Raw genomic sequence first — 14,680 nt, forward strand, 5'->3', positions numbered from 1 at the left:
AATGGAAAAACTAACATTTTCATTTAAAAATACAAAACCTGTTCAACATCCAGTGCATGTGGGTGTTGTGGCATCAGGAGATCTTGAAGTGATTTTTAAGCCCACCACTTCTAAAGAAACAACGTTACACATTGTGACGGGGAGCGATGGATTTAAAGAAGTTTGGCAAAATGTTTTAACACGTTTTTTTGAACGTTATCCATTACTGGCAGATATTGAAATTAATGATTTTGGAGCAACTCCTGGTGTTGTTAATTTGCGTTTAACTCAAGCAATGGAGGCGTTGAATAATGAAGAATAGTTTTGTTGAATTAAGCGGTCGGGATCGCGCCATCGCCTTGTTAGATGAAGGAACTGAAAGAGAACTTGTAGGTCCATTTGATGATATGATTTCGCCACATTTGGAACCTCAAGGAATTGTGCCAGAGAGCGATGATGGTGTGATCTTAATGAAAGGCCAACTTGAACATAAAAATGTATTGGTTATTTCAATCGAATCTGCCTTTCAAGGTGGTGGAATTGGTGAAGTGAGTGGTGCAAAAATAGTAGCAGCCTTAGAACAAGTTTTAAAGGACAATCAAAATGGTAAAACAATTTACCCTATTATTATTTTAGATACTGGTGGTGTCCGGCTACAAGAAGCAAATTATGGACTACTATCAATTTCAGAAATTCAAAATGCAGTTGTTGCTGTTAAGAAGTATGTACCAGTGATTGGACTTATTCCCGGACGAGTTGGTTCTTTTGGTGGGATGTCAATTACTTCAGCCATTTTATCGTATTTGATTGCGACTAAGAAAGCCCGGATTGGTTTGAACGGACCTGAAGTTATCGAACAAGAAGCAGGTGTTCGTGAATTTGATTCCAGTGATAAAGATCTTATCTGGGATACACTTGGTACAAAACAACGTTCGGCAACTAATATTGTCGATGAAGTTGTAGAAGATTCTGTTGAGGTAATGAGAGATGCAGTAAATCAAGCAATTTCAAAAAAGAAAGATGCAAAGCGGACTGAAGACGCTGACTTTTATCTTTCGCTATTAGATCAACTAGATATGAGTAAACCACTTAATACTGTTGATTACCGAGAGTTATATAAGAATGTCAAAACGGTTACCCACCCTATAACAGAGGCCGTTGCCACAACAGAAGAGAAACCTAAGAGTCGTGGTCGACTTTGGTTTGAAAAATTAACTGGCATTAAAAATGCTGAAACAAATGTGTCAACTGTGCTTCAAGCCACTGTTGACGGTAAAGCCTATGTTGCAATCGTTCCAGATCCTAAAAATCGTTTTCCACGTGTTCGGGAAGGTGAAGCTGGATTACAAGAAGGATTTGCAATCGCTAATGCGGTTAATAAAATTATTAAAGATGATGTGGATAAGGAGGTTAAACGACCAATTATTTTAGTTGTGGACGTTCCTAGTCAAGCATATGGGTATAAAGAGGAACTGATCGGTATTCATGTAGCGTTAGCTTCTAGCGCGGCCGCTTATGCTAAAGCGCGTCAAAGTGGGCATCCAGTTATTTCCTTTATTCCAGGTGATGCGGTATCTGGTGGATTCTTAGCTCATGGATTACAATCTAATCGATTAATTGCATTAGATGATGATTCAATCACAATTCAAGCAATGTCAAAAGCGAGTGCGGCTCGGATCACGCAGAGAACAATTGCGGAGCTTGAAGAAGCAACTAAGCATGTTCCCGCAATGGCTTATGATATTGATAATTACGAAAAGCTTGGTGCTTTATATCAATTAGTTAAGGGTGTTTCTTCTTGGGATGCTAACGATCAATCGGTAGCTAAAGTAAAGAAAATTATTGATGAGGCTATTGATAGTGCTAAAAATGATGCTAATGATCTTCGTTTTCGTTATAATACCAAGATTGCTAAAGAAAGTGGTCGTGTGGCAACGATTAAAATGCGTCAAGCAGTTGCTGATCAGTGGAGTGATTAATTATGGAACTATTGCCTCATGATTTAATAAAATTGGGCGCGATTAAAAATTTGAAAGAATTTGAAAGATTGGCACAATGGGCAAAGCTATCGCTAGTGAGAGCTCCTTGGGTGGTTGTTCGTCGAGGATACCAATCAGCAGGAATGGTTCCGGTTGGTATCCGAGGTAATCTTCGAAACGAAAGACAATCAGCCATGGTGAGTGAACAAGCGATTGTTGGAAAAGTTTCACCGTTTGACCTTGTTCTTAATAAGATGTGGCTATCAGTGAATTCTTCTCGTAAGACATTACCAGTATTTCAAGCTCTGGATGCTATTGCTCCAATAATGCGTGATTTTTCGTGGGGGATTGGTGGTAGTTGTGGATACGAACTAGTAAGTGGTGTACCTATGGCTAAGGTAAGCAGTGATTTAGATATCATTGTTCAAAATTTTCCAAAAGTTAGTGTAAATGAGGCACAGAAGTTACTTTCAGAATTAAATCAATATGGAGTTCACATTGATTTACAAGTTGTTGAAGGTCAAAATGGCTTTTCGCTTGAAGAGTATGCACATAATCGAAGTCAAACGATTCTAATGAAAACAGAAAAAGGACCGCAGTTAGTGCCTGATCCTTGGGAGAGATAGCAGAAGAATAGATTTTAAAAAGTGTCGTAACCTTAAGTGTTGCGACATTTTTTAATTTAGAATGGTGAGTTTATGAAATTTAAAACAACAGATGGCATTTTAATTGATTATCAGGATCAAGGTGTTGGATATCCGGTAGTGTTGGTAACTGGTTTTGGTGGATATAAAGAGATTTGGATGTTTCAAGTTCACTATTTACTTGAGATGGGCTATCGAGTAATTACGTATGATCATCGCAATCAGGGAAGTTCACAACGAGATAATTCTAACCAATCCTTTGAAAGACTTGTTCTTGATTTAAGAGAACTTATTCAAAGCCTAAATGTGAAATCACCAATTTTAGTGGGTCATTCAATGGGAGCCAGCGTGTGTTATGGCTATATTAGTCAGTTTAATGATGTTGCAGGAGTCATCGGCGTGGATCAGACACCCAAAATGTTAAATACGGATGATTGGAAATTTGGTTTTCTAAATGCAAATATAAAAAATTATCGAGAGATAGCTAAGTATTCAACTGATGTACATGAAACGCTAAATGGATTGGATTCTCGCATAGTAACTGAGTTGTTTAATCAGAAAAATAAATATCCCTTCGCACGTGCGGATAGTTATCAACTTTTGTTAAATCACTTTGAAAAAGATTGGTGGCAAGTACTTGAGTGTACGCATGTTCCAGTTATGTTAATAGCGGCTATTCAAAGCCCATATTATAATGCGGATTTTGTGGATGGGCTTTCGAAGACTAATGAACATATTAACAGTGCAAAACTCAATAATTGTGGCCATGTGATTATGGCCGAAATTCCAAATGAGTTTAATCAATTGTTGAGACATTTTCTATTAAAAAATCGTGATCGTCAATTATAGACAATTAAGAACAATTTATTTGAGGGCCTATTACAAAAAAATAGAACATGATGTTTCCAAAAAAATTGATGAGTAAGCATTAATTTATTTTGATAAATTTTAGGCGGCTTAAAGATCCTCCAAAGTTTTGTGATTTAAATTATTTAACGCACTCTATAAAAAACATATCAGTTTTCTGTGTGTTAATACAGACGTATTCCACAATTGAATCATCAATTTATATAAAAATCACACCATACTAAGACGATTTCCAGTGTAAACAAAATCAGTGTCAGTCATGCTAATGATGAATTAAATGGATCCTTAACTTAGTGGCAAGAATCTAACTTGAAAAATGACGAGTTGTCTATTATTTCTTATTTAAGTCGCAATGAAATTTGTAAAACATCAGAAATCCTAAAAATGGTTTTGGATTCTTAGAAGGTTTTTAAAACAAGTGACTACATGGTAGGCTTTTACATCAATGACAATTGGACTTACAATGAGGTATGTGTAGATCAGTTTAAGTGCTTAATATTAGTAAATAATTTGAGACCTAGTTTACCAACGCTGAGTGTAACAATGGGGGCAATTATACCAATACATCTAGGTCAATAGTGCTTGACGACATATGGATGAAATATAAATTTTTGAAAAGAGGATGTTTTAAAGATGCGATTGAAACAATTAGAACATAAAGGAGTTCAGGTATCACTTGATTATAAGTTGTATAGGTCTGGCAAGACTCTCGTCAATGGTGCTCTAGCCAGTATCGCCATTGCTGGTGGACTATTTTTATTAGGTGGCCAAACTTCGGCACATGCGTCTGTAATCAATGGCAAAAATAATGCTGATAGTGCTTTACAAGTTAAAACTACTAATAGTTCTGCCGCAAGTTCAACAGTACAGAATCCTAGTGCAGCAACTGACAGTAAAACACCGGCTAGTTCAAAGGCTGAATCGAGTGCAGCAACCAAGTCTACTGGTAATGATGTTGCATCTAGTTCAGTTTCCTCTAACACCAGTGCTGCAGGCTCTGCTGGTTCAACCGCTGTTAATTCAGAGGCTCGTCAATCAGCCGTCACCAACAAGCAAGCGACTAGTACTCAATCTGTTAACAATGATAATGCTGTGATTCATTCTGTTCCTCAACATATATTTGATGATGCTACTGTTTCAATACAAACAATTAACTATGTGGGTGCTGGCAAGGCAACCCCAGCAGCTAATGTTCAAATGATTAGTTGGACAGATGATATGGATTTAGCCACACACGTTACAACGTATACACCAGATGGTAACTATGAGGCGGTTAGATCACCAGTGGTTGCTGGCTACAGGGCCAATCGAATGATTGTCAATGGCAGTAAATTAGGCGCTGTGACTGAAATGCCGAATAATAGTGAGATTACGGTTACGTATACCGCAATTAATCATGGTTATACAATTACTCCGATTGATAAGAACGGTAAGCTAATTGGCAAACCAATTTCAAAAACTGGTGTGACTGGCCAACCAATTGCTACTTCTGATTTTCCGGGGTACACAATTGTACCTGGACAAACAAAAGTTGTTCCGAATGACAACGGCAATCTTAATGTGGTTTATCGTTCAAATACTGGTAAACAAACTAATTCAGAAGCTGAAACACAGCCTCGAGTTAAGCAAACGGCACCGACTGCTAAATCACAAGCCGTTAAACCGATTACTACTAATGTTTCTAAGCCAGTGGCTGGTCAGGCTAAACAAGTTTCAAAAACTACTAGTAGCAGTCAATCTCTTTCTAAGAAGTTACCACAAACCAATGAATTTTATGATGATTCTATTTTAGAAGTTATTGGTATTGCTTTGTTGAGTATGGTCGGGCTATTGTTTAATAGTTTATTTAGTAAAAAACGTTATCATGAATAGGTTTAAATGGATGATGTTAAATTAATTTAAAAAAGAAACTGATGTCTTCATTGCTAATGAAGTTTTATCAGTTTCTTTTTGGTTGGTTTACCTGCGTAATCCTTATATTTGTGGATCAATTGATACGAGTTTAGAATTTGCTGTTGTACGTGTAACAGAAAGATGTTTTTTTAACCGATTCAAAAATATTTAATTTGGGCATTACCTGGATATTTATAATATTTGGTTAGTCACTAGAACTAGTGCTACTGGCAGAACTTTTTGAGTGACTGGAACTACTACTAGATTCATCATTTGAACTAGGCTTACTTTGGATACTGGAACTTGCTTTAGTTGGCTCGCTAAATATTTTTTCTGCATTGGTTGAGTTTTGTTTAGCATCTTTTGCAACTGAATTTGCATCTTTAGTAGCTTTTGCTTGGGCAATTCTTAGGGAAGATGCCACCTTACTATTAGAAGCTTTTTCTCGTGCCAATGATTCGCTAGCCCTACTGATTGAACTTCGTGCACGAAAAATTGAAGAAGATTGCGCATTGGATCTGTCTTTGGCACTAAGACTAGATTCAAATTTGGCGATAGATGCAGACTCAGCTTTCTTTTCTTTTCGTGAGCTGGCGGCACTAAGCGTTAAATTGTTAGCCGGTGGTTCCATTTGCAGATGACGAACATAAACAAATGTCGTTGTGGCAACAAATATTAAAGCAATTAATACCCAAAATATAATGTTACGAATTGATTTTTTCCCATACTTATTAAAGCGGAAATTTCTGCGTTTCATGAGTAAGATTTCATCTCCCAAACCAGAATTGATAAACTCATTATAAACGATTTTGTAACTTGATGTTATTGTATTTAATCATACCAAAAACTAAAGGCAAAAATTGATTAAGTTGATAAAACTTGTTGATTTCTGCCTTTTTATTAATAAGTTTAAAAGCTAAAAATAAATATGACGGTTTTACATGACATATAGTGTCGTCAAGATGAGTATTATGAAATTAACGAGGTGTTTAAATATTCATGAATAGGCGGAATTAAAATGGCAAGTTATGAAGAAGTATATGCAAAACTGGTTAAGGATTCGCAAATTAAAGCCTATCTGGCTGAAACAAACATGACGGTGAAAGCAAAAAAAGAGTTTTTGATGTATGTAATTGTTCAGACACTTAAACGTGGTAGTGTTGTTAGAGCAGCAAGTACTGATTTTCCACAGGATTATGTGGTGATTGATATTGAATCAACTGGATTAGACAAGAATACAGATGAAGTGATTCAACTTAGTGGTATTAAATATCATAATGATAAACAGATCGAACAATTTGATACGCTAGTGCATCCCAAACAGCAGGTTAGTGGTTTTATTAGCAATCTTACTGGGATCTCTTCACAAATGTTAGAAAATACTCCTGAATTTCATGAGGTGGCATCTAATTATCGCACCTTTATTGGTAATTATCCAATTATTGGACATAACGTATGTGTCAAGTTTTCCTAGGTGCCTTATAATCAACCAAATATTTATACACAATAATTAGTTTGAAAATATTTTTGCCATTGCTCCGATAGGGCTACTTGTTGGGGCATCAACTGGTATTTTACCTGAAAGAACTCCAATATGCTTAGAATGGTGCTTGTTGCTCAGCTGAGCTGAACTCAACGTCTTCAATGATTCCGTAGCGATCTCAATCGTTAGCTCTTGTAACTTTCTTAAACCACCACGTAAGTATTTATCTAGCTTACCGTTTACCCGAGCTTCAATTAATTTCAACATAGCCTCAAGGCCCTTTTCGGACCATACTTTGCCTTGCTTTTTCATTCGATACGTGTACGCTCTGTGTGAGCTTTCAACGGATCCCAATTTGCCGACCCTCATGAAGCCACGATCGTGTGGAGACTTTATAAACTGCCAATTTCTTGCCAAATATTGTCTTAGGACCCTTAGGCTCTCAAGTTCCTTATCAGTTTTAATTTGCGACTCAAATGTATCTAAAATAACGTTTAACTGATTCTGATCATACAGGCTAACGCTCTTAACGGCCTTATCAACCAATGGATTAAATAAACCAAAGGTTTGTTTAATCTTTTTGACAAAGTGATACCGATCGATAGTAAATTCAACTCTTTGAGCACTCGGAACTATTTCTCGCATACTTTTCGGGTTATACCCTGGGCCACCATCACTTGCTGTAAACACGGTCATTTCACTGATTTTATAATACTTCTCAATGTAGTCAGTTACTCGTTTTTGAACCTTTTTTTGATTGATACCAACAAACTCAACTTTGTTTGATCTTGTTCCATCTAATCCTGATTCAAAAACAATGTAATGGTGGACGTCTTGTCTTCGTCGATTAATTTTGTGTATCTCAAAGGCATCGCCTTCAACCACTAAGTTTTCAACTTTTCGTTTCTTAACTAGTTTCTCTTCGGACGATTTTTCTTCTGTCTTCACGGTATCTGCCATGTCTCTGATAATTCGGTCTACTGACCAGGCACTAATATCCGTCTGACTTGCCAGATTGATCATTGCGGCCGTATTTCTCATCGTTGTCGTTTGCCCAATTTTGGCAACGACACTTTTAAAATAAGGTGAAATTCTTTTTCTTTCTTCCAACTGAAGTTGTTCATCCAACGGGAAGTAATAACTTCCATTGGGTCGAAGATAACATCTTCTTTCAAAATTCACGGCGCCAAACATAAACTCAATTGTTCTGGCCTGTCGATTAATGAATGTATTTTCTGCCGGAATTGATGGAACGAGTGTTTCATCTAATTGCCTCAGATATTCAGCTACAACCAGCTGGAATGACTTCCTAAGATGAAGAATTACCTGCTCCTCTAAATCAAATAAACTGTCTAAATTTCCCAATGATTCAATAAAATCTGCTAAAATATACATGAAAGACCTGTATCCCTTCCTTTAATCTTCGTCGATTAAAAGGCTACAGGTCTTTTTCTATATATTCAACTCAAAATGAATATTCCTAGAATTTTATTGACCATCTAGGAAAACCTTACACTAACGACATAACATTATTTCTTTTGATATACCATTCTTGGAAGAAAAGGGGATGACTTTTAGTGATAATCGACTCATAGATACTTTTCAACTTGCAAAAGTCAAAAAGCTACCAACCGAAAAATTTAGTTTACCGATTCTTAAAAAGTATTTCGACGTTCATAATCGTTCCCATAATTCTTTAAATGATTGTAAGACGACGGCGGTTGTTTACCAGCACTTGGCTACGGATGATTTAGCATCTGAATTAGTAAAAAAGCATCATAAAAGTATTTTTGAACATCAAAAGGTGACTGTTTATGGAACTTTTGAAGGAAAATCAAATTCTGACATGCAACAATTGGTGATCAAGTACGGTGGACAGGTGATGTGTAAATTAGATCAGGAAGTTGATGTTTTTATTGATGGGGAGAGCCTAAATAATAGTGCGGACGCTGAGCTTAGTGCAGAAGAGAAAAAAGCCTATAGGATCTCCAAAAAATATAATCATTTAAAAATTATTAATGGTGAAGAGATGATTAAAAAACTTGGAAAAATGGAATCTGAACCGTGGCAACAGGTTGGAAATGAAGCTACGGGTTAAAGCTATAACTGCAAATTATTAAAATAGGTATTAAACAATAGGTATTAAACATAATTTAGGATTTAAAATAAGGTGGAGGAATAATACCCTTTTAAAAAATTATTTTTTTGGCAAATATAAATGATATCTTGCGATTGTGACCAAGTTAGAGTAAAACTTTAACTAAGAATGTGCCGAGGTAAATGATGTTGCGAATAGAAAACATATTGTGGTTTCTTCTTTATTACGTTAAGTAATAGCGTATTCTAGAAAAATTTTGTAAGTGATTTTTGAATTATTTTATCAAAGTAGGTGATTATTCTTGTTATTTGCAAAATGACTCTTATAAGAATGATCATAAATACATAAATAGTTATTTTAAACACCAACTTTAAAAGTTTTGTTACTCTGTTTCTTGGGTAATTTAGGACGTGCTGTTTTACAAACGATCGGAATTTAAATATGGTTCAAGCAATCAGAAATACTGCGGTTACGGTTGAAGATGACCGGTAAATATTTAATTTAAAGGCCGGTTTGATGGACTTTAGTCTACCTGTAAAGAAAAAACCCTTTACATCTAATTGAATAACTGGTATATTATTTAACGTGAAATAAAACAGGAGGTGTTGACATGTCTGTAAAAATTCGTTTGAAACGAATGGGTTCAAAAAAGCGTCCTTTCTATCGGGTGGTTGTTGCTGATTCTCGCTCACCACGTGATGGTCGTTTTATCGCCCAAGTTGGTACTTACAATCCATTAGTTAATCCAGCTGTAGTAAAATTAAATGAGGAAGACATCTTAAGTTGGTTAAGCAATGGTGCTCAACCATCAGATACCGTTAAGAATATTCTTTCAAAAGCTGGAATTATGAAGAAGTATCACGAATCAAAGCTTGCTAAGTAATCGGGATAACTGATTATGAAAGATATAGAAGCTTTAATCTTAGCAATTGTTGAACCACTCGTTTCTCATCCAGAGCGGATTTCAATTGAGCAATCGGAATCAGAACGTTTTTATGAATTTCATTTAAGTATGGATCCAGCTGATGTTGGTCGAGTAATTGGACGACACGGACGCGTTGCACAAGCAATTCGGAATGTTGTTTATAGTTTTCGCTTTCAGGGTAATAAACGAGTTCGGTTGGTGATTGAAGACGGTAAATCAAAAAGCTCTTAAACGAAACTTTGTTTTTGTTTAAGAGTTTTTATTATATATGAGGTAAATTAATGCAATATTATAATGTGGGTAAAATTGTTAATACGCATGGTATTCAAGGCGAAGTTAAAGTAATGCCCATTACAGATTTCCCTAAGAAACGATTTCAAGTTGGCAAACAATTATATTTGTTTGCGCCTAAAAACGAAAATAAACCAGTAAAAGCTTTAAAAATTGCCAAAGCACGTCAACAAAAAAGTCTTTATTTCCTGAAATTTGATGGATTTAATTCTATAAATGATGTTGAAAAATTTAAACAGTTTGATCTAAAAATATCAGCAGAGGATCGTGGACAACTGTCTTCTGATGAATTTTATTATGACGATATTATTGGATTGGATGTTTATGATTTGGACGAGCAGCTTTTGGGACAGATTTCTGAGATTCTTTCCCTAGGAGCTAATGATGTTTGGGTAGTCAAACGGTCAGGTAAGAAAGACTTATTGTTGCCATATATTCAGCAAGTTATTAAAAAGGTAGATTTAAATGCACACAGAGTGACGGTTGAATTGTTGGAGGGACTTGATGAATGAAAATTGACATATTAAGTCTTTTTCCCGATATGTTTAGCGGGCCGATGCATGAGTCGATTGTTGGGAAGGCAATTGAAGATAAGTTATTGGATATGAAGGTAACCAATTTTCGAGATTACGCGAGCAACAAACATAATAATGTAGATGATTATCCTTATGGCGGTGGTGCAGGAATGTTGCTCCAGCCACAACCGATTTTTGATGCAATGGCGGCTGTTGAAGATGAAAATCGGCAATTACCAAAAGGACGCGTAATTATTTTGGATCCTGGTGGGAAGCCTTTTAATCAAAAAATGGCAGAAGATTTTGCCAATGAAACGCACTTAACGTTTATTTGTGGCCACTATGAAGGTTATGATGAGCGAATTAAGACGCTTGCGACTGATGAGGTATCATTAGGTGATTACGTGTTAACAGGCGGTGAGTTGGCAGCAATGGTTATGATTGATGCGACAGTCCGGCTTTTACCTGGTGTATTAGGAAATGAAGAATCAGCTCCAGGTGATTCTTTTTCAACAGGACTTTTAGAGTATCCCCAATATTCGCGTCCTGCCGATTTTAGGGGCATGCAGGTTCCTGAGGTATTACTCAGCGGAAATCATCAATTGATTGCTAAATGGCGTCGTAAACAGGCTTTAAAGAGAACATTGCAAAAGCGCCCAGATTTGTTGGACAAAATGGAGTTCGATCGCAAAGATCATGAGCTTCTAGAAGAAATTAAACTGGAGTCCAGTGACAAAAATAACGATTAGTTAATATTAGTTAGTGTAAGGTTTTCCTAGATGGTCAATAAAATTCTAGGAATATTCATTTTGAGTTGAATATATAGAAAAAGACCTGTAGCCTTTTAATCGACGAAGATTAAAGGAAAGGATACAGGTCTTTCATGTATATTTTAGCAGATTTTATTGAATCATTGGGAAATTTAGACAGTTTATTTGATTTAGAGGAGCAGGTAATTCTTCATCTTAGGAAGTCATTCCAGCTGGTTGTAGCTGAATATCTGAGGCAATTAGATGAAACACTCGTTCCATCAATTCCGGCAGAAAATACATTCATTAATCGACAGGCCAGAACAATTGAGTTTATGTTTGGCGCCGTGAATTTTGAAAGAAGATGTTATCTTCGACCCAATGGAAGTTATTACTTCCCGTTGGATGAACAACTTCAGTTGGAAGAAAGAAAAAGAATTTCACCTTATTTTAAAAGTGTCGTTGCCAAAATTGGGCAAACGACAACGATGAGAAATACGGCCGCAATGATCAATCTGGCAAGTCAGACGGATATTAGTGCCTGGTCAGTAGACCGAATTATCAGAGACATGGCAGATACCGTGAAGACAGAAGAAAAATCGTCCGAAGAGAAACTAGTTAAGAAACGAAAAGTTGAAAACTTAGTGGTTGAAGGCGATGCCTTTGAGATACACAAAATTAATCGACGAAGACAAGACGTCCACCATTACATTGTTTTTGAATCAGGATTAGATGGAACAAGATCAAACAAAGTTGAGTTTGTTGGTATCAATCAAAAAAAGGTTCAAAAACGAGTAACTGACTACATTGAGAAGTATTATAAAATCAGTGAAATGACCGTGTTTACAGCAAGTGATGGTGGCCCAGGGTATAACCCGAAAAGTATGCGAGAAATAGTTCCGAGTGCTCAAAGAGTTGAATTTACTATCGATCGGTATCACTTTGTCAAAAAGATTAAACAAACCTTTGGTTTATTTAATCCATTGGTTGATAAGGCCGTTAAGAGCGTTAGCCTGTATGATCAGAATCAGTTAAACGTTATTTTAGATACATTTGAGTCGCAAATTAAAACTGATAAGGAACTTGAGAGCCTAAGGGTCCTAAGACAATATTTGGCAAGAAATTGGCAGTTTATAAAGTCTCCACACGATCGTGGCTTCATGAGGGTCGGCAAATTGGGATCCGTTGAAAGCTCACACAGAGCGTACACGTATCGAATGAAAAAGCAAGGCAAAGTATGGTCCGAAAAGGGCCTTGAGGCTATGTTGAAATTAATTGAAGCTCGGGTAAACGGTAAGCTAGATAAATACTTACGTGGTGGTTTAAGAAAGTTACAAGAGCTAACGATTGAGATCGCTACGGAATCATTGAAGACGTTGAGTCCAGCTCAGCTGAGCAACAAGCACCATTCTAAGCATATTGGAGTTCTTTCAGGTAAAATACCAGTTGATGCCCCAACAAGTAGCCCTATCGGAGCAATGGCAAAAATATTTTCAAACTAATTATTGTGTATAAATATTTGGTTGATTATAAGGCACCTAGGAAAACTTGACACATACTAATATTAAACAAGCTTTACAGGTCACACGTTTTATGCTAAGCTTTTAACTGGTCTGTTAAGACTAAAACACACAATATTCCGCTGTTCGAGAAGGATAAGAATGTTGATGAAAGGAAGGATTTTCAATGAATCCATTAATTAGTAAAATTACCGCATCACAATTACGTGATGATATTCCTGAGTTCCGTGCTGGAGATACTGTACGAGTACACGCCAAAATTGTTGAAGGTACACATGAGCGTATCCAACTTTTTGAAGGTGTTGTTATCAAGCGTCATGGTGTTGGCATTAGCGAAACATATACTGTTCGTAAGATCAGTAATGGTGTTGGTGTGGAACGTACATTTCCATTACATTCACCACGTGTTGCTGAGATAGAAGTTATTCGTCATGGTCGTGTTCGTCGTTCTAAACTTTATTACTTACGTGCTTTAAATGGTAAGGCAGCTCGTATTAAAGAAGACCGTCGTTAATATAATTAAAACACAAATCAATTTTTGATTTGTGTTTTTTTATTGGTATTTTTAAACCTGAATTGTCAAATCAAGTGCAACACTTGCTAAGTAAAATAGAAATTGGTCTAGGGAACTATCTTAAAGTTTTACTGAATGCTTTGGCACTCAGGCAGTGCAGGATTTTACGGGGCTTGTCATTGATTGCATTTTGAACTTGGTGAATCTGTGCTTCAGTAAATTGTTTCAATGATCGTCCTTTAGGAATGTATTCCCGGATAAGGCCATTAGTGTTCTCATTACTGCCACGTTCCCAAGGCGAGAACGGATGGGCAAAGTAAATCTTAGTGCCTTTAATTTGTGTAAGCTTCGAAAACTCACTACCGTTATCAAAAGTAATAGATTTAAACCAACCTGGATATTGATCGATAACTTTTTGAAGAGCGTCTAAACAAGTCTGAGCATGGTAATCTGGAAGCTTGATAATTATTTCAAAGCGGCTCATACGTTCTGTCAACGTAAGTAATGCAGGCTCAGAGGCTACTCGTCGCCCTTTAACTAGATCACCTTCCCAATTACCAAACGCTGTGCGTTCGGTGACACTTTTGGGCCGTTCTTCAATTGAGGTACCTAATATCTTCTTATTATGTCGACTATGCTTGTGTTTGCCCTTAACTCGCCGTCTAAGCTTCTTAGGAAGATCACTATTTTTAACATCCAGAAGGTCGCGGTCAATATAACGATATACGGTGGGAGTTGAAGGACATTTGAACCTAGGATATTTAGCTTGAAATTGATGAACGAATCCGTCAACGCCAGCCGATCTAAAGTGTTTTTTAAGGGCTTTAGTCAAGAGGTTAAAAAAGAATTTACATGGTCTTAGCAACCCTTTTGAGTGGCAGTGAGAACGATTCTTTTCATAAATAGCTTGACCGGCATCAGCATAGTAGTTAGTGAAAAATAAGTAGTTAGTATCGCGTTGTTTAACCGTTCCGCGATGTAATTCACGGCTAATCGTACTAGGACTTCTGTGAAGCTCTCTAGCGATTTCACGAACGGGAACATTTTGGCGATTTAAAGTTTGGATCATACCTCTTTCTTCGGGTTTTAGTTGTTGATAAACAGACATAGTGCTATTCTTGGTTTGGGTCATGGAGACTCCTTTCTTGAGCTTAGTCACTTTAAGTCTAGGTCTCCATGGCCTATTTTGTCTATTTTTGGTCTAGCTGATCAGGTGTTGCACT

16 protein-coding genes are annotated in these 14,680 nt (G+C 36.6%); 13 read left to right on the forward strand and 3 right to left on the reverse strand.

Features of this window, described 5'->3' with window-relative positions; translation table 11 throughout:
• The first annotated feature begins 1 nt into the window (after position 1).
• The 5 genes from ADU73_RS09135 to ADU73_RS09155 all read left to right on the forward strand — a co-directional run bounded on the left by ADU73_RS09135 (position 2) and on the right by ADU73_RS09155 (position 5,341).
• Positions 2-301, forward strand: a complete 300-nt coding sequence (locus tag ADU73_RS09135) for a malonate decarboxylase subunit delta (protein WP_046870587.1) — start codon at positions 2-4, stop codon at positions 299-301.
• The gene (gene mdcD / locus ADU73_RS09140; protein ID WP_046870586.1) at positions 291-1,958 is read left to right on the forward strand and encodes a biotin-independent malonate decarboxylase subunit beta; all 1,668 of its coding nucleotides are present in this window, start codon (positions 291-293) and stop codon (positions 1,956-1,958) included. Before ADU73_RS09135 ends, mdcD begins: the two co-directional genes overlap by 11 nt.
• A 2-nt stretch (positions 1,959-1,960) precedes the next feature.
• On the forward strand, positions 1,961-2,584 hold the full coding sequence (locus ADU73_RS09145; RefSeq protein ID WP_052694438.1) for a malonate decarboxylase holo-ACP synthase: 624 nt from the start codon (positions 1,961-1,963) through the stop codon (positions 2,582-2,584).
• Between the two features lie 72 nt (positions 2,585-2,656).
• Positions 2,657-3,451 carry an alpha/beta fold hydrolase gene (locus ADU73_RS09150; RefSeq protein ID WP_046870584.1) on the forward strand — a complete coding sequence of 265 codons (795 nt, stop codon included), beginning with the start codon at positions 2,657-2,659 and terminating at the stop codon, positions 3,449-3,451.
• A 651-nt stretch (positions 3,452-4,102) separates the two neighbouring features.
• Positions 4,103-5,341, forward strand: coding sequence for a mucin-binding protein (locus tag ADU73_RS09155; RefSeq protein WP_046870583.1), 1,239 nt, complete (start codon positions 4,103-4,105; stop codon positions 5,339-5,341).
• Positions 5,342-5,567: 226 nt separating this feature from the next.
• On the opposite strand, the gene ADU73_RS09160 is transcribed toward ADU73_RS09155, so the two are convergent.
• On the reverse strand, positions 5,568-6,119 hold the full coding sequence (locus ADU73_RS09160) for a hypothetical protein (protein WP_046870582.1): 552 nt from the start codon (positions 6,117-6,119) through the stop codon (positions 5,568-5,570).
• A gap of 261 nt (positions 6,120-6,380) precedes the next feature.
• Here ADU73_RS09160 and ADU73_RS09165 point away from each other — a divergent pair, with 261 nt between their 5' ends.
• Positions 6,381-6,836 (forward strand): 3'-5' exonuclease, encoded by a 456-nt coding sequence (locus ADU73_RS09165; RefSeq protein ID WP_062913416.1) that lies wholly within the window; start codon positions 6,381-6,383, stop codon positions 6,834-6,836.
• A gap of 36 nt (positions 6,837-6,872) precedes the next feature.
• On the opposite strand, the gene ADU73_RS09170 is transcribed toward ADU73_RS09165, so the two are convergent.
• Positions 6,873-8,240 (reverse strand): ISLre2 family transposase, encoded by a 1,368-nt coding sequence (locus ADU73_RS09170; RefSeq protein ID WP_046872291.1) that lies wholly within the window; start codon positions 8,238-8,240, stop codon positions 6,873-6,875.
• Between the two features lie 172 nt (positions 8,241-8,412).
• On the opposite strand from ADU73_RS09170, the gene ADU73_RS09175 reads away from it, so the two are divergent.
• The 7 genes from ADU73_RS09175 (at position 8,413) to rplS (ending at position 13,457) form a co-directional block, all read left to right on the forward strand.
• Positions 8,413-8,943: a hypothetical protein gene (locus tag ADU73_RS09175; protein ID WP_062913417.1), complete on the forward strand. Its 531-nt coding sequence runs from the start codon at positions 8,413-8,415 to the stop codon at positions 8,941-8,943.
• Positions 8,944-9,553: 610 nt separating this feature from the next.
• Positions 9,554-9,826, forward strand: coding sequence for a 30S ribosomal protein S16 (gene rpsP / locus ADU73_RS09180; protein WP_046870580.1), 273 nt, complete (start codon positions 9,554-9,556; stop codon positions 9,824-9,826).
• Between the two features lie 15 nt (positions 9,827-9,841).
• Complete coding sequence (locus ADU73_RS09185; protein WP_046870579.1) at positions 9,842-10,099, forward strand: KH domain-containing protein; 258 nt, start codon at positions 9,842-9,844, stop codon at positions 10,097-10,099.
• A 50-nt stretch (positions 10,100-10,149) separates the two neighbouring features.
• A complete protein-coding gene (gene rimM, locus ADU73_RS09190) occupies positions 10,150-10,671 on the forward strand; it encodes a ribosome maturation factor RimM (protein ID WP_046870578.1) in 522 nt (173 codons plus the stop codon).
• Positions 10,668-11,423 (forward strand): tRNA (guanosine(37)-N1)-methyltransferase TrmD, encoded by a 756-nt coding sequence (gene trmD / locus ADU73_RS09195; RefSeq protein ID WP_046870577.1) that lies wholly within the window; start codon positions 10,668-10,670, stop codon positions 11,421-11,423. The genes rimM and trmD overlap by 4 nt, the downstream gene beginning before the upstream one ends.
• 134 nt (positions 11,424-11,557) lie before the next feature.
• Positions 11,558-12,925 carry an ISLre2 family transposase gene (locus ADU73_RS09200; RefSeq protein WP_062913107.1) on the forward strand — a complete coding sequence of 456 codons (1,368 nt, stop codon included), beginning with the start codon at positions 11,558-11,560 and terminating at the stop codon, positions 12,923-12,925.
• A 184-nt stretch (positions 12,926-13,109) separates the two neighbouring features.
• Positions 13,110-13,457 carry a 50S ribosomal protein L19 gene (gene rplS, locus ADU73_RS09205; RefSeq protein ID WP_046870576.1) on the forward strand — a complete coding sequence of 116 codons (348 nt, stop codon included), beginning with the start codon at positions 13,110-13,112 and terminating at the stop codon, positions 13,455-13,457.
• 115 nt (positions 13,458-13,572) lie between these two features.
• Here the strand turns inward: rplS and ADU73_RS09210 are convergent, their stop codons facing one another.
• A complete protein-coding gene (locus ADU73_RS09210) occupies positions 13,573-14,589 on the reverse strand; it encodes an IS30 family transposase (protein WP_046870599.1) in 1,017 nt (338 codons plus the stop codon).
• Positions 14,590-14,680: the final 91 nt, after the last annotated feature.

The organism is Pediococcus damnosus (genome assembly GCF_001611155.1).
GTDB classification, from domain to species: domain Bacteria; phylum Bacillota; class Bacilli; order Lactobacillales; family Lactobacillaceae; genus Pediococcus; species Pediococcus damnosus.